The 19,873-nt window shown below is 61.7% G+C and carries 21 protein-coding genes; 14 read left to right on the top strand and 7 right to left on the bottom strand.

Annotated features, from left to right (window positions below):
- Positions 1-294: 294 nt before the first annotated feature.
- The 8 genes from miaB (at position 295) to trmB (ending at position 8,810) form a co-directional block, all read left to right on the top strand.
- Positions 295-1,716: a tRNA (N6-isopentenyl adenosine(37)-C2)-methylthiotransferase MiaB gene (gene miaB / locus RLCC275e_RS00105; RefSeq protein WP_033181300.1), complete on the top strand. Its 1,422-nt coding sequence runs from the start codon at positions 295-297 to the stop codon at positions 1,714-1,716.
- Between the two features lie 18 nt (positions 1,717-1,734).
- A complete protein-coding gene (locus tag RLCC275e_RS00100; protein WP_033181299.1) occupies positions 1,735-2,784 on the top strand; it encodes a PhoH family protein in 1,050 nt (349 codons plus the stop codon).
- Entirely contained in the window at positions 2,784-3,299 is a 516-nt protein-coding gene (gene ybeY, locus RLCC275e_RS00095; RefSeq protein ID WP_027682000.1) for an rRNA maturation RNase YbeY, read from the top strand. Before RLCC275e_RS00100 ends, ybeY begins: the two co-directional genes overlap by 1 nt.
- Positions 3,296-4,429, top strand: coding sequence for a hemolysin family protein (locus RLCC275e_RS00090; RefSeq protein ID WP_033181298.1), 1,134 nt, complete (start codon positions 3,296-3,298; stop codon positions 4,427-4,429). The genes ybeY and RLCC275e_RS00090 overlap by 4 nt, the downstream gene beginning before the upstream one ends.
- 80 nt (positions 4,430-4,509) lie before the next feature.
- Entirely contained in the window at positions 4,510-6,114 is a 1,605-nt protein-coding gene (gene lnt / locus RLCC275e_RS00085; RefSeq protein ID WP_033181297.1) for an apolipoprotein N-acyltransferase, read from the top strand.
- A 151-nt stretch (positions 6,115-6,265) separates the two neighbouring features.
- The gene (locus tag RLCC275e_RS00080) at positions 6,266-6,682 is read left to right on the top strand and encodes a helix-turn-helix domain-containing protein (protein WP_003556045.1); all 417 of its coding nucleotides are present in this window, start codon (positions 6,266-6,268) and stop codon (positions 6,680-6,682) included.
- A gap of 179 nt (positions 6,683-6,861) precedes the next feature.
- Positions 6,862-8,100 (top strand): methionine adenosyltransferase, encoded by a 1,239-nt coding sequence (gene metK, locus RLCC275e_RS00075; RefSeq protein ID WP_003544852.1) that lies wholly within the window; start codon positions 6,862-6,864, stop codon positions 8,098-8,100.
- An 8-nt stretch (positions 8,101-8,108) separates the two neighbouring features.
- On the top strand, positions 8,109-8,810 hold the full coding sequence (trmB, locus tag RLCC275e_RS00070) for a tRNA (guanine(46)-N(7))-methyltransferase TrmB (RefSeq protein WP_033181296.1): 702 nt from the start codon (positions 8,109-8,111) through the stop codon (positions 8,808-8,810).
- 85 nt (positions 8,811-8,895) lie between these two features.
- Here the strand turns inward: trmB and RLCC275e_RS00065 are convergent, their stop codons facing one another.
- Positions 8,896-9,300 (bottom strand): hypothetical protein, encoded by a 405-nt coding sequence (locus tag RLCC275e_RS00065; RefSeq protein ID WP_082229758.1) that lies wholly within the window; start codon positions 9,298-9,300, stop codon positions 8,896-8,898.
- Positions 9,301-9,654: 354 nt separating this feature from the next.
- Here RLCC275e_RS00065 and RLCC275e_RS00060 point away from each other — a divergent pair, with 354 nt between their 5' ends.
- Positions 9,655-9,921, top strand: a complete 267-nt coding sequence (locus tag RLCC275e_RS00060) for a DUF2277 domain-containing protein (RefSeq protein ID WP_017995848.1) — start codon at positions 9,655-9,657, stop codon at positions 9,919-9,921.
- Positions 9,922-10,081: 160 nt separating this feature from the next.
- On the opposite strand, the gene RLCC275e_RS00055 is transcribed toward RLCC275e_RS00060, so the two are convergent.
- Positions 10,082-10,339: a BQ00720 family protein gene (locus tag RLCC275e_RS00055; protein WP_003556039.1), complete on the bottom strand. Its 258-nt coding sequence runs from the start codon at positions 10,337-10,339 to the stop codon at positions 10,082-10,084.
- A gap of 47 nt (positions 10,340-10,386) precedes the next feature.
- The gene (locus RLCC275e_RS00050) at positions 10,387-10,812 is read right to left on the bottom strand and encodes an Hsp20 family protein (RefSeq protein WP_012755762.1); all 426 of its coding nucleotides are present in this window, start codon (positions 10,810-10,812) and stop codon (positions 10,387-10,389) included.
- 280 nt (positions 10,813-11,092) lie between these two features.
- On the opposite strand from RLCC275e_RS00050, the gene RLCC275e_RS00045 reads away from it, so the two are divergent.
- Positions 11,093-12,037, top strand: coding sequence for a nucleoside hydrolase (locus tag RLCC275e_RS00045; protein WP_033181294.1), 945 nt, complete (start codon positions 11,093-11,095; stop codon positions 12,035-12,037).
- Positions 12,038-12,076: 39 nt separating this feature from the next.
- Here RLCC275e_RS00045 and grpE read toward each other — a convergent pair whose 3' ends face one another.
- Together grpE and hrcA are read right to left on the bottom strand one after the other, a co-directional pair.
- Positions 12,077-12,709, bottom strand: a complete 633-nt coding sequence (gene grpE, locus RLCC275e_RS00040) for a nucleotide exchange factor GrpE (RefSeq protein ID WP_003556036.1) — start codon at positions 12,707-12,709, stop codon at positions 12,077-12,079.
- 110 nt (positions 12,710-12,819) lie between these two features.
- Complete coding sequence (gene hrcA, locus RLCC275e_RS00035; RefSeq protein ID WP_003556035.1) at positions 12,820-13,908, bottom strand: heat-inducible transcriptional repressor HrcA; 1,089 nt, start codon at positions 13,906-13,908, stop codon at positions 12,820-12,822.
- 128 nt (positions 13,909-14,036) lie between these two features.
- On the opposite strand from hrcA, the gene rph reads away from it, so the two are divergent.
- From rph to hemW, 4 genes are read left to right on the top strand one after another with little or no spacing between them, the layout of a single operon-like run.
- Entirely contained in the window at positions 14,037-14,756 is a 720-nt protein-coding gene (rph, locus tag RLCC275e_RS00030; RefSeq protein WP_017958689.1) for a ribonuclease PH, read from the top strand.
- The gene (locus tag RLCC275e_RS00025) at positions 14,753-15,178 is read left to right on the top strand and encodes a VOC family protein (protein WP_033181293.1); all 426 of its coding nucleotides are present in this window, start codon (positions 14,753-14,755) and stop codon (positions 15,176-15,178) included. Before rph ends, RLCC275e_RS00025 begins: the two co-directional genes overlap by 4 nt.
- Complete coding sequence (rdgB, locus tag RLCC275e_RS00020) at positions 15,179-15,823, top strand: RdgB/HAM1 family non-canonical purine NTP pyrophosphatase (RefSeq protein ID WP_033181292.1); 645 nt, start codon at positions 15,179-15,181, stop codon at positions 15,821-15,823.
- A 9-nt stretch (positions 15,824-15,832) separates the two neighbouring features.
- A complete protein-coding gene (gene hemW, locus RLCC275e_RS00015) occupies positions 15,833-17,035 on the top strand; it encodes a radical SAM family heme chaperone HemW (RefSeq protein ID WP_033181291.1) in 1,203 nt (400 codons plus the stop codon).
- 67 nt (positions 17,036-17,102) lie between these two features.
- On the opposite strand, the gene RLCC275e_RS00010 is transcribed toward hemW, so the two are convergent.
- Positions 17,103-18,185, bottom strand: coding sequence for a saccharopine dehydrogenase family protein (locus tag RLCC275e_RS00010; protein ID WP_033181290.1), 1,083 nt, complete (start codon positions 18,183-18,185; stop codon positions 17,103-17,105).
- Between the two features lie 137 nt (positions 18,186-18,322).
- Positions 18,323-19,873, bottom strand: coding sequence for a chromosomal replication initiator protein DnaA (gene dnaA, locus RLCC275e_RS00005; RefSeq protein WP_033181289.1), 1,551 nt, complete (start codon positions 19,871-19,873; stop codon positions 18,323-18,325).

Here is a 19,873-nt window from a genome sequence, read left to right as displayed (position 1 = left end):
TTCTGCCGGAGCAGGTTTTTGTCAGGGCAGAGGCGATTGGCGAAGGGCATACCTTTTGGTACGTCCGAGCCGATCGCCTCTGCCCTGGCGCAAAGATGCCCGGCCCTTCGGGTTGGCTGAAACGGGCCGCCTGCTCGATCGGCCGGCTTGGCCGTAGAGCTTGGCTACGACGCGCGCCGGCCGGTCGAGCATTCGACTCAGTTTGAGCCAACAGAATGCTGCAATCTGACCAGGAAAGGCTCTAGAACAAGATTTCGATTTTCTCCGGCGGCAAAAACCACTAAATAGCGCGCCATGACACAGGACAGCGCCCTTCTCCAGGCCCCCGAGGCAATTCCGAGCGACAGCCTCCGCGACGGCAGCAACAGCCGTAAGGTCTTCATCAAGACCTATGGCTGTCAGATGAACGTCTACGATTCCATGCGCATGAGCGATGCGCTCGCCCGCGACGGCTACGAGCCGACTGAAGATATGGAAGAGGCGGACCTCGTTCTCCTCAATACCTGCCATATCCGCGAGAAGGCCGCCGAGAAGGTCTATTCGGCGCTCGGGCGGCTGCGCGAGATGAAAAAGAAGAAGGCGGCGGACGGACGGGAGATGATGATCGGCGTTGCCGGTTGCGTCGCCCAGGCCGAAGGCGAGGAGATCCTGCGCCGCGCACCCGCCGTCGACGTCGTCATCGGCCCGCAGACCTATCATCGCCTGCCGGAGGCGCTACGCTTGGCCAAACAAGGCCAGCGCGTCGTCGATACCGAATACGCGATCGAGGACAAGTTCGAGCATCTGCCGATCGCCGAGAGCCGAAGGATCCGCGCCCGCGGCGTCACCGCCTTCCTGACGGTGCAGGAGGGCTGCGACAAATTCTGCACCTTCTGTGTCGTGCCCTATACACGCGGCTCGGAAGTGTCGCGGCCGGTTTCCCAGATCGTCGAGGAAGCCGAAAAGCTCGCCGACAGCGGGGTGCGCGAGATCACCCTGCTCGGGCAGAACGTCAACGCCTGGCACGGCGCCGGGCCGCGGGGTGAGGCATGGAGCCTCGGTGACCTGCTCTACCGGCTGGCCGAGATCCCTGGCCTGGCGCGGCTGCGTTATACCACAAGCCATCCGCGCGACATGGACGACCGGCTGATCAATGCCCATCGCGACCTGAGCGCACTGATGCCCTATCTGCACCTGCCGGTGCAATCGGGCTCGGACCGCATCCTGAAAGCGATGAACCGGCGCCATACGGCCGCCGAATATCTGACGCTGATCGAGCGCATCCGCACGGTGCGGCCCGACATCGCGCTGTCGGGCGATTTCATCACCGGCTTTCCGGGGGAGACAGATGAGGATTTTAAGGATACATTGAGACTTGTGGAGGAGGTCCGTTATGCACAGGCCTTCTCGTTCAAATACTCGACGCGGCCGGGCACGCCCGGCGCGGAGCTGAAGGACCAGGTGCCGGAAGAGATCAAGGCAGAACGGCTGGAACGCCTGCAAATGCTTCTTCTGAAGCAGCAGCAGGAATTTGCCGAATCCTGCATCGGCAAAGAGATCGACCTGTTGCTCGAAAAGCCCGGTCGCATGCCGGAACAACTAATCGGACGTTCTCCCTGGCTTCAATCCGTGAATGTTGATGCAAAAGCATCGCAAATCGGTGACATTATCAAAGTGCGAATCACAGGAACCGGAACAAACAGCCTGTTTGCGGAACGCGCAGAGGCTGCGGTTTAACCCAAGGAGCCCGACCGCTTGAACGGACAAGAATTGGTTTCTTCTTCACCGCGCCACCCCCGCACGCCGAGCGATACCAATCACTTCGTCCTGACGTTCGAGAACAACCGCTTCGCCAGCGAGCTCTTCGGTCAATTCGACCAGAACCTCAAGCTGCTCGAACAACGGCTGAACATCGATGCGCGGGCACGCGGCAATTCGGTCGTCATCACCGGCGATGTCGTGACCACCAACCAGGCGCGGCGCACGCTCGACTATCTCTATGAAAAACTTCAGAAAGGCGGCAGCGTGGAACGATCGGACGTCGAGGGTGCAATCCGCATGGCGGTCGCCGCCGACGATCAGCTCAGCCTGCCGACCATGGAGCGCAAAGCCAAGCTGACGATGGCCCAGGTGTCCACGCGCAAGAAGACGATCATCGCCCGCACGCCGACGCAGGACGCCTATATCAGGGCGCTGGAACGCGCCGAGCTCGTCTTCGGCGTCGGCCCGGCCGGCACCGGCAAGACCTATCTCGCCGTCGCCCATGCCGCCCAGCTCCTGGAGCGCGGCGCTGTCGAAAAGATCATCCTGTCGCGCCCGGCCGTCGAGGCCGGCGAGCGCCTGGGCTTCCTGCCCGGGGACATGAAGGAAAAGGTCGACCCCTATCTTCGACCGCTCTATGATGCACTCTACGACATGATCCCCGCCGACAAGGTCGACCGGGCGATCACTGCCGGCGTCATCGAAATCGCGCCGCTCGCCTTCATGCGCGGCCGCACACTCGCCAACGCCGCCATCATCCTCGACGAAGCGCAGAACACCACCTCGATGCAGATGAAGATGTTCCTGACGCGTCTCGGCGAAAATGCCCGCATGATCGTCACCGGCGACCCGAGCCAGATCGATCTGCCGCGCGGCGTCAAATCTGGCCTCGTCGAGGCCTTGCAGCTTCTGAACGGCGTCGAGGGCATCTCGATCGTGCGCTTCACGGATACCGACGTCGTCCGCCACCCGCTAGTCGGGCGCATCGTCAGGGCCTATGATTCGACGTATGCCGTCGCCGAAGACGTCAGCCGGCAGGGCTAATGGCCGAACTCGACATCCAGATCAGCGTCGAGGACATCGGCTGGCCCGGCGAGGAGACGCTGCTGTCGTTTTGCGAACGCGTACTCGGCGCGGCAGTGGTCTATCTCAGCGACAGCGAGAAGCAGCCCTTCCCGACGATGCCGCCCGAGGTTTCGCTTGTTTTTACCGACGATGCCTCGATCCAGGACATCAATGCGGAATGGCGCGGCAAGGACAAGGCCACCAACGTGCTCTCCTTTCCGGCCTTTCCGGTTCAGCCCGGCAAGATGCCCGGCCCGATGCTCGGCGACATCATCATCGCCCGGGAGACGCTGGAGCGGGAAGCGGCCGAACTCGAAAAGAGTTTCGACGACCACCTGACCCATCTTCTGGTGCACGGTTTCTTGCATCTTCTCGGCTACGACCATATGAATAGTGCCGAAGCCGAAATTATGGAGGGGCTGGAGACTCGCATTTTGGCCCAGCTCGGCCTATCTGATCCCTACGAGGGTCAAGACCTTAAAATGGAACCATGAGCGACTTTACGACGAAGCCGGCGGCAGACGCCAAGGACTCCGAGCCATCCTCCTCTTCCGACGAGGCAGGCAGTAGTAGTCGGCCATCCGGCCGATCGCAATCCTTCTGGTCGCGCGCCGCGCGCATCCTTCGCCCGCAGCAGGGTTCGCGATTGCGCGAGGATCTCGCCGACGCGCTGATGACCGATGCGGCCGGCGACGACGCCTTTTCGCCCGACGAACGGGCGATGCTCAACAACATCCTGCGTTTTCGCGAGGTGCGCGTCGCCGACGTGATGGTGCCGCGCGCCGATATCGAGGCGGTCGACCAGAACATCACCATCGGCGAGTTGATGATCCTCTTCGAGGAATCCGGCCGCTCGCGCATGCCTGTCTATGCCGATACGCTCGACGATCCGCGCGGCATGGTGCATATCCGCGACCTGCTCTCCTACGTCGCCAAGCAGGCGCGCAACAAGCGCCGCGGCCCGGCGAAGCCGGCCGCTGCCGTGCCGGCTATCGAGGTCGCGCCCGAAAACATCCACAAGACCACGCGTTCGGCCAAGCCGAATTTCGATCTCGCCCGGGTCGACCTGCAAAAGACGCTGGCCGAGGCCGGCATCGTCCGCAAGATCCTGTTCGTGCCGCCGTCGATGCTGGCGTCCGACCTGTTGCGCCGCATGCAGGTGAACCGCACGCAGATGGCGCTCGTCATCGACGAGTATGGCGGCACCGACGGGCTTGCCTCGCATGAAGACATCGTCGAAATGGTGGTCGGCGACATCGATGACGAACATGACGACGAAGAGGTGATGTTCAAGCGCGTCGCCGAGGACATGTTCGTCGCCGACGCCCGCGTCGAGCTCGAAGAGATCGCCCAGGCGATCGGGCCGGATTTCGACATCAGCGAGCAGGTCGACGAGGTCGATACGCTGGGCGGCCTGATCTTCTCAGCACTCGGCCGCATCCCAGTGCGCGGCGAGGTCGTCCAGGCGCTGCCGGGCTTCGAATTTCACATCCTCGACGCCGATCCGCGCCGCATCAAGCGGCTGCGCATCACCCGCAAGCGCCACGCGATCCGCCGTCGCGCCAAGGCGGATGGTGACGCTGCTCCCGGCGACGACCGGCCGGCGGAATCGACCGCCAACTGACCGGCCCCAACTGACGGGACAAAGAGCCGCTTTTTTGAAAGACTGCGAATGGGTTGATTCGCGGTTTGATGGGAGTGCGCATGGAGCGGCTTGCGGACAGGGTTATCCTCGTCTGGGGTTTCAAACGGTCGCTGCTGGCCATCGCCGCCGGGGCGTTCGCGGTGCTGGCGCTGCCGCCTATCGGCTTTTTCGCGGCGATGTTCGTTTCCTTCACGCTGCTCGTCTGGCTGATCGACGGGGCAGCGGCTTCGCCTGATAGCGGCCTGATCGGCAGGCTGTGGCCGGCGTTTGCCACCGGCTGGCTGTTCGGTTTCGGCTATTTCGTCGCCGGCCTCTGGTGGGTTGGCCATGCGCTGCTGGTCGATCAGGAAGAATTCGCTTGGGCGCTGCCGCTGGCAATCCTCGGGTTGCCGGCTTGTCTTGCGGTCTTCTACGGGCTGGCGGCCGCCCTTGCCCGCATCTTCTGGTCTGACGGCATGGGGCGGATCGCCGCGCTTGCGGCAGGCTTCGGGCTGATGGAATGGCTTCGAAGCGTAATCCTCACCGGCTTTCCCTGGAACGCCATCGGCTACGGCATGATGCCGGTTCCGCTGATGATGCAGTCGGCGCATCTGATCGGGGCGATGGGCGTGACGGCCCTTGCCGTCTTCGTCTTTTCCGCGCCTGCCCTTGCCGGGACGTCGCAAGGGGCACGGCCGGGCATCGCGCTCGCCGTCCTGCTCTTTGCCGCCCATCTCGGTTATGGTGCCTATGCCCTCCATCTCGCGCCGCGGCCGGACACATTGCCTGAAGACAAGCGGCCGGTAGTGCGGCTGGTGCAGCCGGCGATCGACCAGGCGGCGAAGATGGATAACGACGTCGACCGCGCCGCGATCTTCGAGACGCATCTGAAGCTGTCGACCGAAGCGCCGAAGAATGGCGGGCGCAAACCCGATATCATCGTCTGGCCGGAAACCTCGATCCCCTTCATCCTGACCGACAACCAGGATGCGCTGACGCGGATTGCCGATACGCTCGACGACAATCAGATCCTGATTGCCGGCGCTGTACGCGCCGAGGAGATGGGACCGGGTACGCCGCCGCGCTACTATAATTCCATCTACGTGATCGACGGCCGCGGACAGATCATCGCCGCCTCCGACAAGGTGCATCTGGTGCCCTTCGGCGAGTACCTGCCCTTCGAGGACGTGCTCACCGAATTCGGCATCCAGAACGTCGTGGAGATGCCGGGGGGCTTTTCGGCCGCGGCAAGCCGGCATCTGCTGGCGCTGCCCGGCGGGCTCAATCTCTATCCGCTGATCTGCTACGAGATCATTTTTCCCGGTGAAATGACCGGTGACATTAAAGACGCCAACGCGATCCTCAATATCACCAATGATGCCTGGTTCGGCGCAACCCCCGGCCCCTACCAGCATTTCCAGCAGGCGCGGGTCCGGGCTGTCGAAACCGGCCTGCCGTTGATTCGCGACGCCAATAGCGGCATTTCAGCGCTGGTGAATGCGCATGGGGAAATTATTGCGGGGCTCGATCTTGGAGAAACCGGCTTCGTCGATGCAACGCTCGATAGCATCGGTGCGGGACTTGGAACGACAATCCCCCGGCAAACATACTTCTGGTTGACCGAGGCGCTGCTGATTTTGATTGCGCTAATTTCTCGCAGAGGTTTTATTTCCGGGTTGAATTGACCAAAAACCCCTAAAATTGCATAGTGATGGCAATCGGCGTTCTTAACGTATGTTCGAAGGTGGGTTCCTCACCGCTTGCAACGTGGCGTTTTGGGATGGATCAGGGGCATGCCGGTTAGAAACAGTTGAAATTCTTAGCTAGGGCACGACCATGATTGAAAACAAGAAGAAGCCGAATCCGATCGACATCCATGTTGGCAGCCGTATTCGTCTCCGCCGTACGATGCTGGGCATGAGCCAGGAAAAGCTTGGCGAAAGCCTTGGCATCACCTTCCAGCAGATCCAGAAATACGAAAAGGGCACCAACCGCGTCGGCGCAAGCCGTCTGCAGAACATCTCGAACATTCTCAATGTTCCAGTGTCGTTTTTCTTCGAGGACGCGCCCGGCGAACATTCCAATGCCGGCGGCGGCATGGAAACCTCCAGCTCGAACTACGTCGTCGATTTCCTGTCTTCCTCGGAGGGCCTGCAGCTCAACCGCGCCTTCGTCAAGATTTCCGATCCTAAGGTTCGCCGGAAGGTCGTAGAGCTGGTGAAAGCCTTGGCCGCAGAAGCCGACGCCGACTGAACCAAGACCCAGCGCAGAATTCGAAAGGCGGTCGAAAGGCCGCCTTTTTTGCGTTTTTGGGGCAAAATTTGTCACTTTGCCGCAGATATAAAGATATATTTATGTCCTTCTGCGCTTGTCATCGGCCCTCGAACTGAGTACCTACTAGCTGGCTTTTGTTCTTTGAGGGGAATCCCGAAATGCGCGCGAATTATCTCTTTACCAGCGAATCTGTTGCCGAAGGTCATCCGGACAAGGTCTGTGACCGCATCTCCGACGAGATCGTCGATCTGGTCTACCGCGAAGCGGCCAAGACCGGCGTCAACCCATGGGGCGTGCGCATTGCCTGCGAGACGCTGGCGACGACCAACCGCGTCGTCATCGCCGGTGAGGTCCGCCTGCCGCCGAGCCTGATGAAGAAGGACAAGGACGGCAAGGACGTCATCAATCCTTCGAAGTTCAAGGCCGCCGCCCGCCGCGCCATCAAGGATATCGGCTACGAGCAGGACGGCTTCCACTGGAAGAAGGCAAAGATCGACGTGCTCCTGCACTCGCAGTCGGCCGACATCGCTCAGGGCGTCGACAGCGCCGCCGACCAGCAGGGCGACGAGGGTGCCGGCGACCAGGGCATCATGTTCGGTTATGCCTGCCGCGAAACGCCGGACCTGATGCCGGCCCCGATCTATTATTCCCACAAGATCCTGCAGCTGCTCGCAGTTGCCCGCAAGAAGGGCGACGGCGAAGTCGCCAAGCTCGGCCCCGACGCCAAGAGCCAGGTGACCGTGCGTTACGTCGACGGCAAGCCTTCGGAAGCGACCTCGATCGTGCTTTCGACCCAGCATCTCGACGAGAGCTGGGATTCGAAGAAGGTTCGCGCCGTCGTCGAGCCCTATATCCGCGAAGCGCTCGGCGAACTGAAGATCGCCGACGATTGCAAGTGGTACATCAACCCGACCGGCAAGTTCGTCATCGGCGGACCGGACGGCGATGCGGGCCTCACCGGCCGCAAGATCATCGTCGACACCTACGGCGGTGCCGCTCCGCATGGCGGCGGCGCATTCTCCGGCAAGGACACGACGAAGGTCGACCGTTCGGCCGCCTATGCCGCCCGTTACCTTGCCAAGAACGTCGTTGCTGCCGGCCTTGCCGACCGTTGCACGATCCAGATTTCCTACGCGATCGGCGTCGCCCAGCCGCTGTCGATCTATGTCGACCTGCACGGCACCGGCAAGGTCACCGAGGATCAGATCGAAGCAGCTATCCGCAAAAATATGGACCTTTCGCCGACCGGTATCCGCCGCCATCTCGACCTCAACAAGCCGATCTATGCCAAGACCTCCGCTTACGGCCATTTCGGCCGCAAGGCCGGCCGCGACGGCTCGTTCTCCTGGGAGCGCACCGACCTCGTGAAGGCGCTCAAGGAAAGCGTGAAGGCCTGAGATAAAGCATGACGGATATGGAACGCCGCGGCCGGGCGACCGAAGCCTTCTTCGGTCGCCGCAAGGGCAAGGCCCTGCGCGAACAGCAGGCCGAGACGCTGAACAGTCTCCTGCCGGCATTCCTGATCGATCTCTCGGCGGCTCCCCCGGAGCCGCTGACATCCCTCTTCCCGGTTCCGGTCGAAAGATTGCGGCTGGAAATCGGTTTCGGCGGCGGCGAGCATCTGATCCACCGCGCGCTGGAGACGCCTTCGACCGGCTTCATCGGTGTCGAACCCTTCGTCAATTCCATGCAGAAGCTGCTGTCGCGCATCGGCGAGACGGGTGCCTCCAATATCCGCGTCTATAATGACGACGCGACGCAGCTGCTCGACTGGCTGCCGGACGGCTCACTCGACCAGATCGATCTGCTCTATCCCGATCCCTGGCCGAAGCGGAAGCACTGGAAGCGGCGTTTCGTCTCGAAAACCAATCTCGACCGCTTTCACCGCGTGCTGAAGCCCGGCGGCCTGTTCTGCTTCGCCTCCGACATCGATACCTATGTGAACTGGACGCTGATCAAATGCCGCGACCATGGCGGTTTCGACTGGATGGCCGACAATGCAGCGGATTGGCTGACCCCCTATGAGGGCTGGCCGAGCACACGTTACGAGGCCAAGGCGCGGCGCGAGGGCCGGTCTTCGGCCTATCTGACCTTCAGGAAGGTCTGAGGCTCAGCCGGGTCGGGCGAACGCGCCATGATGTTCCTCAGCGCGCTGGACGCTGGCCTGACGGATTTCCGTGCCGAAGGATGGCTTACCTGAGTGTAGCGGTGGTTAGCGCCGGTGGATATACGGTGAGATAGCTGGTTGGAACGCGATCGCTGGCCACCCCTGGACCTTCCATCTCTGCTGGATCATAGAACAGACCGTTTTCCGCGTCGTAAAGCATGAAGTGATCCCCCTGAACGTGGACGATGGCGACCCCCTGGATATCGCTCCATCGACTGGTTTTGATCGGGGCTTCGACAGACAATCCGATCTCCGCCAACACGCCGCAAAGGTCGTTCCAGGTTGTATAATGCGCCGATTCGTCGCCCCAATCGATCATGGCTGCCACCTCGTCGTAGCTCATGCCGGTGAGCATCTGCAGGACAAAGACCCCGCATCCATCGTCTCTCGGGCGTTGTGTGTAAAATGGAAATCGGTGCGATTGGTTCAATGCAAGCTCCTTTCGTCGCCGACCATGAACAAGCCAATGCGGAATACAGGCGCTCGTCTGTAGCATGAAAAGGCACCGGTTTCGAACAGATGAGCGCTATTGGCGGCGCAAAGGGGACGTCGCCACACGGCAGCTTCTGATGAAGAGACGCATTCAGATTTCAGGTCGATTCGATCCGAAATGATCCGGTTCCAAAGCCCACAACGACAACAGACCAAACTGAAGGCGCTGCACCCTGCCTTGCGACGCGTAGAGTTCTGCCGTGGACCGGTTGCCATTAACGCTCGCGCGACTATTTTCCGTGCTGGCCACCCTCCTCTCAGATGGAAGAGAGACAATGACCGGGAGCAAGTCATGTGCCGAAATATAAAACCCCTGTTCAATTTCGATCCGCCAGCGACGGATGAGGAGATCCACGATGCCGCGCTCCAGTTCGTGCGCAAAGTGAGCGGAGCGACCAAACCGTCGAAGCGCAATGAGCTCGCATTCGAGCACGCGGTCAGTTCGATCGCAGCATGCGCCCGCGAGCTGCTCGATTCGCTGGAAACGTCTCAACCTCCTCGTGATCGCGAGGAGGTAGCGGCAAAGGCGCGCGCGAGAACGGCGGTCCGGTTCGCGTAAGAGAGCCCGTCACGCACAGAAGATCTCAATCAAGCGTCAACTGGCCTACCTGAAGGATGGCTACGCGCACATGTCGCGACATCCGTCCCGACCGCAGCGAAATTCGAATAGAACGACCGCGCACCGCAAGCAGTGAAACGCGACAGACGGTATTTGACGGTCAGTGCAGGCTGACCGTCTTCAATTCGTCCTCGGCAGCCTTGAAGAAGGTGCTGGAACGGTTGTCCGTCAAAAGGATCGGCGTGCCGTCGGCGCCGAAGAGTGCCCAGAGATCGACGGTCGGATCGATATCCGGCGCCTCGGGAAAGCACTTGGCGACCTCATCGGTCCGCATTTTTCTGATATAGGCGACCTCGCCGTTGCCGATGTGGGCAAGCTCCGATTTGGTCAAGTGAGACGTGGCTTCTTTCATCAACATTCCTGTTCCTCCGGGAGAAGGGACCAACGGTTCGACAAACCGTTGTGCTACTGTGAGACCGAAATGTTAATTTTCTTGACCATTCGCGCAGGTTCCGGACGAATTAGATCGACGGAGAGCAGACCGTTCTTCAGGGCCGCACCGAGGACCTGCATGCCGTCGGCAAGCACGAAGGTGCGCTGGAACTGGCGGGCGGCGATGCCGCGATAGAGATAGTCCCGCTCGCCCTGTTCGACCTGGCGGCCGCGGATCAGAAGCTGGTTCTCCTCAATGGAGACATCGAGTTCCTCCTCGCTGAAGCCGGCCACGGCAAGGGTGATGCGCAGGCGTTCCGGGGCGCCGCTGTCGGCGCCGATGCGTTCGATATTATAGGGCGGATATCCGTCGCTCGCCTTGGAAATGCGCTCCAGCGTCTTTTCCATGGCATCGAAGCCCAGAAGGAGCGGGCTGGCGAAAGGGGTAATGCGGCTCATCTCTTTTCAAGTCCTTGATGCAAGCGACCATCCCGGACCTTAACGGCAGCATCCGGATGCCGCCAATATGGGGAGAGGAGCCCGGCGCTGCAAGGCATGGGACGCGACGTGCCGGCGTCGGCCTCTCAATTTAAGGCGGTGGCGTCAGGCTCTTTCCTTGACAAAGCGTCTGCTGCCTCGCATCAAAACGTGCCCGCGCGGAATGTGTTGATTTGTGACGGGACGTGAAGAAATCGGTGCATACCCCGATAACACGCAGTGCGAGGATGGAACGATCGGAATGGCAAGCGCAAGAAAGATCATCATCGATACGGATCCCGGCCAGGACGACGCGGCCGCCATCATGCTTGCCTTCGGCAGTCCCGATGAGCTGGAGGTTTTGGGGATCACCACGGTCGCCGGCAACGTGCCGCTGTCGCTCACCAGCCGCAATGCGCGCATCGTCTGCGAGCTCTGCGGACGGACGGAGACGAAGGTTTTCGCCGGCGCCGCCGCGCCGATCGCCCGCAAGCTGGTGACGGCCGAACATGTGCACGGCAAGACCGGTCTCGACGGTCCGGAACTCAGCGAGCCGACGATGGCGCTGCAGCCCGGCCATGCCGTCGACTTCATCATCGAGACGCTGCGCCGAGAGCCGGAAGGCACGGTGACGCTGTGCACGCTCGGGCCGCTCACCAATATCGGCATGGCCTTCCAGAAGGCGCCCGACATCGTCCCCCGCATCCGTGAGCTGGTGATGATGGGCGGCGGCTTCTTCGAGGGCGGCAACATCACGCCGGCGGCCGAATTCAACATCTATGTCGACCCAGAGGCGGCCGATATCGTCTTCCGCTCAGGCGTTCCGATCGTGATGATGCCGCTTGACGTGACGCATCAATTGCTGACCCGCAAGGACCGGGTGAAGCGCATGGCCGAGATCGGCACGGCACCGGCAAAGGCCATGGTCGAGATGCTGGAATTCTTCGAGCGGTTCGACATCGAGAAATACGGTTCCGACGGCGGGCCGCTGCACGACCCGACCGTTGTCGCCTACCTGCTGAAGCCGGAGCTTTTTAAGGGCCGCGACTGCAATGTCGAGATCGAGGTTCAGTCCGAACTCACCGTCGGCATGACGGTCGTCGACTGGTGGCACGTGACCGAGCGCAAGCGCAATGCCAGGGTCATGCGCTATGTCGATGCGGACGGCTTCTTCGATCTGCTGATCGAACGCTTCGCCCGCATCTAAAACTTCGTTTCCTTCCTCGCGAGGAGGAAGGAAACGATCTCAGGCGTCTTTCTCGTCGAAGACGGAGTTGGTTTCGGCTTCGGCCGGCTTCGGGCCGCCCTTGGCAACGCCGACCATGGCCGGGCGTAGCACGCGCTCGCCGATGGTGAAGCCTGCCTGCACGACCTGAACGACCGTGTTGTTCGGCACGTCGGGGTTCGGCACCTCGAACATCGCCTGATGGAAATTCGGATCGAACTTCTGGCCAACCGGCTCCAGCTTGCGAACGCCGTGGCGCTCGAGAGCCGACAGCATGGCGCGCTCGGTCATCTCGACACCCTCGATCAGGGTGCTCAGGCCGGCATCGGCCGCAGCCCTGGTCTCCGGAGGGATGGCATCGAGCGCGCGGCGCAGATTGTCCGAGACGGCGAGCATGTCGCGCGCGAAACCCGCGACGGAATAGGACTTGGCATCCTTCACCTCGCGCTCGGTGCGGCGGCGCAGATTGTCCATCTCGGCGGCAAGGCGCAGATAGCGGTCGCGCAGTTCGCCGTTTTCGGCTTTCAGAAGCTCGATCGGGTCCGGCTGGGCGGGTTCTTGCTGCGCAGTTTCGTTCTCGACGTAGGCGGCAGCGTCGGCTGCGGCATCGGCCGCAGGTGCGTCAGGTCCGTTTTTCGTCGTGTCATCGGTCATGACGGTCTCCGGTTGGTGTCTTCAGATGCGCCCGATATCGAGGTTTGACCGAAAAAAATCAAGTCTGCGTGACAAAGAAGCGAAAATTCCGCGTGACTGAGAGCTGCGCATCAAAGCTGATTGCGCGAAAGGCGGGAGACGAGCTGGGCTGTATAGTCCACCATCGGCACGATGCGGGAATAATTGAGCCGTGTCGGGCCGATGACGCCGACGGCGCCGACGATACGATCGTCGTCGTCACGATAGGGCGCGACGATCAGCGACGAGCCGGAAAGCGAGAAGAGCTTGTTTTCCGAACCGATGAAGATGCGCACACCCGAACCGCTTTCGGCGAGATTGAGAATCTCGATCAGGCTGTCCTTCTTCTCGAGGTCGTCGAACAGCAGGCGCAGCCGGTCGAGGTCCTCGGCGCCGGCGAGGCCTTCGAGCAGGTTGGCGCGGCCGCGGATGATCAGCTGCGTCGGTTTTCCCTCGTCCGGGCTGCCGGCCCACACAGCAATGCCGCGCTCGACCAGATCGCGAGAGAGGGCATCGAGCTCGTGGCGGACGTCGTCCTTCAGCCGGCTTAACTGTTTGCGAAGCTCCGGCAGGGTCTGGCCGGACATATGGGCATTGAGGAAATTCGCCGCCTCGGTCAGCTGCGACGAGGTAACGCCGGCCGGCAGCTCGATGATGCGGTTTTCCACCTGATCATGATCGCCGACGAGCACAGCCAGCGCCTTTGTCGGTTCGAGCCGGATGAACTCGACATGTTTCAGCACCGGATCGCTTTTCGAGGTGATAACCAGGCCGGCGCCGCGCGAAATGCCGGACAACATGCGGCTTGCCTCGTTCATCATCGATTCGACGGGATTGCCGCCGCTTTCGGCCCGCACCTGGCGGTCGATGTTGGCGCGTTCCTCGGCCGAGAGGTCGCCGACCTGCATGAAGGCATCGACGAAGAAGCGCAGACCGATCTGGGTCGGCAACCGGCCGGCGCTGACATGCGGCGAATAAATCAGTCCGAGCTCTTCGAGATCGCTCATGACGTTGCGCACCGAGGCCGGCGACAGCGACATCGGCAGGATACGGGACAGGTTGCGCGAACCGAGCGGCTCACCGCTTTCCAGATAACCTTCGACGATGCGACGAAAAATTTCCCTGGAGCGCTCGTCCAGCGCAGCTACGGCATCCGAAACCGACGTCGACCTGATGCCCATGAAGCTTTCGAACCCGTGCTGATGATACTTCCCGAAAAGTAAGTCAAACTAACACCCGTGGCAAAAGGGAATTTGCAAATGAGCGCCGCCAATCGTAGAAGCGGTCAAATAAACCCCAGGAGATAAGAATGCGGCCTTCAGGCAGAAAAATCGACCAGATGCGCAAGGTCTCGTTCGAGCGCAATTTTTCCAAGCATGCGGAAGGCTCCTGCCTGGTGAAGTTCGGCGATACGCATGTGCTCTGCACCGCGAGCCTTGAAGAAAAGACGCCGCCATGGCTGCGCAATACCGGCAAGGGCTGGGTCACGGCCGAATACGGCATGCTGCCGCGGGCAACCGGCGAACGCATGAAGCGCGAAGCCGCCGCCGGCAAGCAGGGCGGCCGCACCCAGGAAATCCAGCGGCTGATCGGCCGGTCGCTGCGCGCCGTCGTCGACTTGCAGGCACTCGGCGAACGGCAGATCACGCTCGATTGCGACGTCATCCAGGCCGATGGCGGCACGCGCACAGCCTCGATCACCGGCGGCTGGATCGCGCTTTACGACTGCCTGAAATGGATGGAAAGCCGCAACATGATCAAGGTCGACCGGGTCTTGAAGGATCACGTCGCTGCCATCTCCTGCGGCATCTTCGCCAGCCAGCCGGTGATCGATCTCGATTACATCGAAGACTCCTCGGCCGAGACCGATGCGAACTTCGTCATGACCGGCACCGGCGGGATCGTCGAGATCCAGGGCACGGCCGAAGGCACGCCGTTCAGCGAGGGCGAATTCACATCGCTGATGCAGCTTGCCAGAAACGGCATCGGTGAACTCGTGGCGCTGCAGAAGCAAGCCGTCGAAGGATGAACCCCATGCTGGAAGGCATGTTGGAAACGGCGCTCTATGCGCGGGATCTCGATCAGGCCGAGGCGTTCTACGAAGACGTTCTCGGGCTTGAAAAGATCGCCCGCGCCGCCAACCGGCATGTCTTCTTCCGCTGTGGCCCCGGCGTTCTCCTGATCTTCAATCCCGAGGAAACGGTGAAGCCGCCGGCGCCTGAAGCACTGCAGGTGCCGCCGCACGGCACGAGCGGCCAAGGCCATGCCTGTTTCCGGGTGTCCGGCCGCAATATCGATGCCATGGCCGAACGGCTGACGGCGGCGGGTGTTGCGATCGAATCCGAGGTGCGCTGGCCGAACGGCGGCCGCTCGATCTATTTCCGCGATCCTGATGGCAACAGCCTGGAATGCGCGGAGCCTAAAATCTGGGGCATCGAACAGGATATCTGAATGCGAAAGCTTGAAACGAAGACCATCGTCGTTGCCAGCCACAATGCCGGCAAGATCCGCGAGATCCAGGAATTGATCGGGCCGCTCGGCTTCACCGCCAAATCGGCGGCCGAGCTGAATTTCGTCGAGCCGGATGAGACCGGCACGAGCTTCGAGGAGAATGCGACGATCAAGGCGATCGCCTCGGCCAATGCCTCAGGCATGCCGGCTCTGTCGGACGATTCCGGGCTGGTGGTCGATGCACTCGGCGGCGATCCCGGTGTCTACACCGCCAATTGGGCGGAGAAGGCCGACGGCACGCGCGATTTCGACATGGCGATGGCGAAGGTGGAAAAGGCGCTGCAGGACGCCGGCGCAACAAAGCCGGAACAGCGAACGGCGCGTTTCATCAGCGTGCTCTGCCTTGCCTGGCCGGACGGGCATACGGAGCTGTTTCGCGGCGAGGTGAAAGGCAGCGTCGTCTGGCCGCCGCGCGGCACGCAGGGCTTCGGCTACGACCCGGTCTTCCAGCCCGAGGGCTACGACATCACCTTCGGCGAAATGAGCGGCGAGGAAAAACACGGCTGGAACGTCGGCAAGCCGCAAGCGCTGTCGCACCGTGCCCGCGCCTTCAAACTCTTTGTTGAAACCTGCCTGGAGGCATAAGGTCTGTTCGTGGACAATTTCGACACGCCAAGCACCTCGCGCGACGCGGCCCTGCTGCCCGATACCGGCGAGCCGGGCTTCGGCGTCTATGTGCATTGGCCCTTCTGCGCGGCGAAGTGTCCCTATTGCGACTTCAACAGCCATGTGCGCCACCAGCCGGTGGATCAGGAGCGTTTTACAGCTGCCTTCCTGAAGGAGATGGCGGCGGTCCGATCCATGAGCGGACCGAAGACGGTGACGAGCATCTTCCTCGGCGGCGGCACGCCGTCGCTGATGAAGCCGGAAACGGTTTCCGCCATTCTCGACGGCATTGCGCGGCACTGGCATGTGCCTGATGGCATCGAGATCACCATGGAGGCCAATCCTTCGAGCGTCGAGGCCGAACGCTTCCGCGGCTACCGGGCAGCCGGCGTCAACCGCGTCTCGCTGGGCGTGCAGGCGCTAAACGACCGGGATCTGAAATTCCTCGGACGGCTGCATGATGTCGACGACGCGCTGAAGGCGATAAGGCTGGCGCGCGATATCTTTCCGCGCATGTCCTTCGACCTGATCTATGCCCGGCCCGACCAGACGGTCGAGGAATGGGAAAAGGAACTGAAGGAGGCGATCTCCTACGCGGTCGACCATCTTTCGCTTTATCAGCTGACCATCGAGGAAGGCACGCCCTTCCACGGCCTGCACAAGGCCGGCAAGCTGATCGTACCGGACGGCGAGCAATCGGCACTGCTCTACGAGGCGACGCAGGAGATCACCGCGCGCGAGGGCATGCCGGCCTATGAGGTTTCCAATCACGCCCGACCGGGGGCTGAAAGCCGGCATAACCTGACCTACTGGCGCTACGGCGATTATGCCGGCATCGGCCCGGGCGCCCATGGCCGGCTGACGCGTGGCCCGGAGAAGCTCGCGACAGCGACCGAACGCAAGCCGGAAGCCTGGCTCGACATGGTCGAGCGTGACGGGCACGGCATTCTCGACGAGGAGCGGCTCGGCTTCGAAGAACAGTCCGACGAACTGCTGCTGATGGGGCTGCGGCTGAGGGAGGGTGTCGATCTCGCCCGCTGGCAGCAGCTTTCGGGCCGCGACCTCGACCCGAAACGCGAGGAATTCCTGCTCGAACATAAATTCATCGAGCGGATCGGCAATTCACGCCTGCGCTGCACGCCATCCGGAATGCTGATCCTCGATTCCGTCGTCGCCGATCTCGCCTGCTGACACCCATACGACGGATTGGTTTTCGGTGCGGCGGCATTGATATTGCCGCCGCACCGGAGGCTATTTCTTAGCCGTGGCTGGTCGCACCCGCCTTGAAGAGGCTGCCGGTCGGCGTCTTCAAAAACATCTCCAGCGGAATATGCTCCTGGTGCAGGAAGCCGGTCGCCGGCAGCAGGCCGTCGCGGACCATCTCGATGACAGCGACGACGGAGGCTGACGTCGTCCAGGCGATCGCCGTGCGGCGCGCGCCGGCAATCTCGATCGGGTAATAGGCGCGCACGAATTCCTTGCGGCGCAGGCTGCCATTCTCGGTGCCTTCGGCGGCGACATGGACATAGACAACATCGTCGTCAACCGGCGGCTTGGCATTGGTCAGGATCTCGCCGGCGAGCTTGCGCTTGTCGCGCATCAACAGCTCGTGGAAGAAGAAATTCATCAGCTCCATATGGCCGGGATAACGCATGGTCTTGTAATCGAGATTGTCGATCTTGCCGAGCATGGTGTCACACATGGTGCCAAGGCCGCCGGACGTCGTGAAGGCTTCGAGCTTGACGCCGCCGACATAGACGGTCTCGTGCCATTCCATCGGCGAGACAAGCTTGCGCACACCGCCCTCGATGACCTCGCAGTCGTTCAGATATTCGTTGACGACGCCCTCGGGCGACCAGTTGAAGGCGTAGCCGAGCAGTCCGGTCGGATGCTGCGGCAGGGCGCCGACGCGCATGCGGATCGACCGGCAGCGATCGAAGCCGTCTGCCAGGCTTGCGCCGACGATGCCGACGAAACCCGGCGCCAGGCCGCATTGCGGCGCCATCAGGCCGCGGGCTGTCTTCGACAGCTCGATGATGAAATTGGTGGTCGGAACGTCTTCGGTCAGATCGAAATAATGAATGCCGGCAAGATGGGCGGCGCGCGCCAATTCGATATTCAAATGATAGGGCAGGCAGGACAGCACCGCCTCGACATTCGAGAGCAGTTCGCCGATCACTTGGGGATCGGAGATATCGCCGGTGCGGCACTTGAAGGGGACGTCGCTCAGCGGCAATTGCGCGTCGACGCCGATGACCTCGAAGCCGCCTTCATGCAACAGCGTCGCCGCCAGCCGTCCGACCTTGCCCAGGCCGAGAACGGCGATCTTTTCGAAACTCATTCATTCCTCCCACGCGCCGTTTTGGCGCTTCAGTCTTTGAAATGCAGTTGATGCGCGGGAGGTATAGAATAAAAAACTTATAAAGGAAAACAGCCGGAATCGCTTCCGGCCGTGGATTTTTCGGAAAAACCTATCGACTATTCGTTGATCAGGCGCTTCAGAAGCTCGACTTCGTGCGAAAGCTTGGTGTCTCCCGAAATCAGTTCCTCGATCTTGCGCACGGCGTGCAGCACGGTCGTGTGATCGCGCCCGCCGAAACGGCGGCCGATCTCCGGGAAGGAGCGTGGCGTCAGCGTCTTCGACAGATACATGGCGATCTGGCGCGGCTTGACGATGACGCGGGTGCGGCGGTTCGACACCAGTTCCTGGCGCGAGACATTGTAGTGTCTTGCAACGATGCGCTGGATATCCTCAATGCGCACACGGCGGGGTTCGCCGGAGCCGACGAGATGGGCGAGCAGTTCGTCGACGCGTTCGATCGACAGGTTCGGCTCGAAGGAGCGGCGGAAGACCAGCTGGTTGAAGGCGCCTTCAAGTTCACGGCCGCTGGCCGTGACGTTGCGAGCGACGTGCTGGAGCAAATCGGCGGGAATTTCGAGCGACGGATCTTCGAGCCGGGCGACAGCAAGGCGACGCTTGAGGATTTCGAGACGCATCTCGTAATCCGGCGCGTCGAATTCGATCGCGACGCCGCCCTGCAGGCGCGAGCGGACGCGGGGGTCGAGCGACTCCAGCTCCCAGGGCGCACGGTCGGCGGCAACGACGACCTGCTTGGCGCTGTCGAGCAGCATGTTCAGGAGATGGCAGAATTCATGCTGGATCATCTTGCCCTGTAGAAACTGCATGTCATCGATGATCAAGAGATCGATGTTGCGCAGCGAATCCTTCAGCGTCAGCGCATCATTGTCGCGGATTGCGGTGGCGAAACGCCACATGAAATATTCGGCCGTCAGATAGACGACGCGCAGAGCCCTGGGGTTCTGCACCGCCGCATTGGCGACAGCCTGCAGCAGGTGGGTCTTGCCGAGGCCGACGGTCGAATGGATGAAGAGCGGGTTGAAGCGCACGGCGCCCTGACCAGCTTCCGCGATGGTTTTCGCAGCCGCAAGTGCTACCCGGTTGGAGCTGCCTTCGACGAAGGTGTCGAAGGTAAAGCGGCTGTCGAGCGGCGAACCGAAGAGCGGCGAGCCGAAGCTTGCTGGCCTTGCGGCGGCAACGGCCGAAACCGCCTGCTGGACGGCCTGACCGGCCGGCTGAGCGCTTGCCGGGCGGCGCATCTGCGTGGGGGCGGCTGGTTCCGGCGCGACCGCCTCATCGAGCGCCTTCGTGCCGTGGCGCGTCGCCGTACGCACCAGGACTTCGATTTTCAGAATTTCCGGATCTTCGGCCTGGAACAGACCGGTGATGAGATCGAGATAACGATTGTTGATCCACGACTTCAGGAAGGTCGTGGGGACCGAAAGGCGAACGACGCTCTTCGAGACCGAATGCAGCTTCAGCCGGGCGAACCAGCTGGCGTAGACATCCTGACCGACCTGAGCCTTCAAGCGCGCGCTGACGCGCTCAAACAATACGTTCTGCTTCATATCCGCCTTTACTTCCGCCGCTTCCAGGCGAATGGAGCCGAACGCCTGCGGTGCCGCATCCCCATTGTCGAGCCCGCTCGTCGTCATCGTATTCATCTGCAT

This window comes from Rhizobium brockwellii, from assembly GCF_000769405.2.
Taxonomy (GTDB): domain Bacteria; phylum Pseudomonadota; class Alphaproteobacteria; order Rhizobiales; family Rhizobiaceae; genus Rhizobium; species Rhizobium brockwellii.
This window is presented reverse-complemented; position numbering and strand designations above follow the sequence as displayed.

What these genes read in the sequence shown, in the direction of transcription:
- miaB (WP_033181300.1), top strand. Translation starts at nt 295, where the DNA reads ATGACACAGGACAGCGCCCTTCTCCAGGCCCCCGAGGCAATTCCGAGC.
- ybeY (WP_027682000.1), top strand. Translation starts at nt 2,784, where the DNA reads ATGGCCGAACTCGACATCCAGATCAGCGTCGAGGACATCGGCTGGCCC.
- RLCC275e_RS00090 (WP_033181298.1), top strand. Translation starts at nt 3,296, where the DNA reads ATGAGCGACTTTACGACGAAGCCGGCGGCAGACGCCAAGGACTCCGAG.
- lnt (WP_033181297.1), top strand. Translation starts at nt 4,510, where the DNA reads ATGGAGCGGCTTGCGGACAGGGTTATCCTCGTCTGGGGTTTCAAACGG.
- RLCC275e_RS00080 (WP_003556045.1), top strand. Translation starts at nt 6,266, where the DNA reads ATGATTGAAAACAAGAAGAAGCCGAATCCGATCGACATCCATGTTGGC.
- metK (WP_003544852.1), top strand. Translation starts at nt 6,862, where the DNA reads ATGCGCGCGAATTATCTCTTTACCAGCGAATCTGTTGCCGAAGGTCAT.
- trmB (WP_033181296.1), top strand. Translation starts at nt 8,109, where the DNA reads ATGACGGATATGGAACGCCGCGGCCGGGCGACCGAAGCCTTCTTCGGT.
- RLCC275e_RS00060 (WP_017995848.1), top strand. Translation starts at nt 9,655, where the DNA reads ATGTGCCGAAATATAAAACCCCTGTTCAATTTCGATCCGCCAGCGACG.
- RLCC275e_RS00055 (WP_003556039.1), bottom strand. Translation starts at nt 10,339, where the DNA reads ATGTTGATGAAAGAAGCCACGTCTCACTTGACCAAATCGGAGCTTGCC.
- RLCC275e_RS00050 (WP_012755762.1), bottom strand. Translation starts at nt 10,812, where the DNA reads ATGAGCCGCATTACCCCTTTCGCCAGCCCGCTCCTTCTGGGCTTCGAT.
- RLCC275e_RS00045 (WP_033181294.1), top strand. Translation starts at nt 11,093, where the DNA reads ATGGCAAGCGCAAGAAAGATCATCATCGATACGGATCCCGGCCAGGAC.
- grpE (WP_003556036.1), bottom strand. Translation starts at nt 12,709, where the DNA reads ATGACCGATGACACGACGAAAAACGGACCTGACGCACCTGCGGCCGAT.
- hrcA (WP_003556035.1), bottom strand. Translation starts at nt 13,908, where the DNA reads ATGGGCATCAGGTCGACGTCGGTTTCGGATGCCGTAGCTGCGCTGGAC.
- rph (WP_017958689.1), top strand. Translation starts at nt 14,037, where the DNA reads ATGCGGCCTTCAGGCAGAAAAATCGACCAGATGCGCAAGGTCTCGTTC.
- RLCC275e_RS00025 (WP_033181293.1), top strand. Translation starts at nt 14,753, where the DNA reads ATGAACCCCATGCTGGAAGGCATGTTGGAAACGGCGCTCTATGCGCGG.
- rdgB (WP_033181292.1), top strand. Translation starts at nt 15,179, where the DNA reads ATGCGAAAGCTTGAAACGAAGACCATCGTCGTTGCCAGCCACAATGCC.
- RLCC275e_RS00010 (WP_033181290.1), bottom strand. Translation starts at nt 18,185, where the DNA reads ATGAGTTTCGAAAAGATCGCCGTTCTCGGCCTGGGCAAGGTCGGACGG.
- dnaA (WP_033181289.1), bottom strand. Translation starts at nt 19,873, where the DNA reads ATGCAGATGAATACGATGACGACGAGCGGGCTCGACAATGGGGATGCG.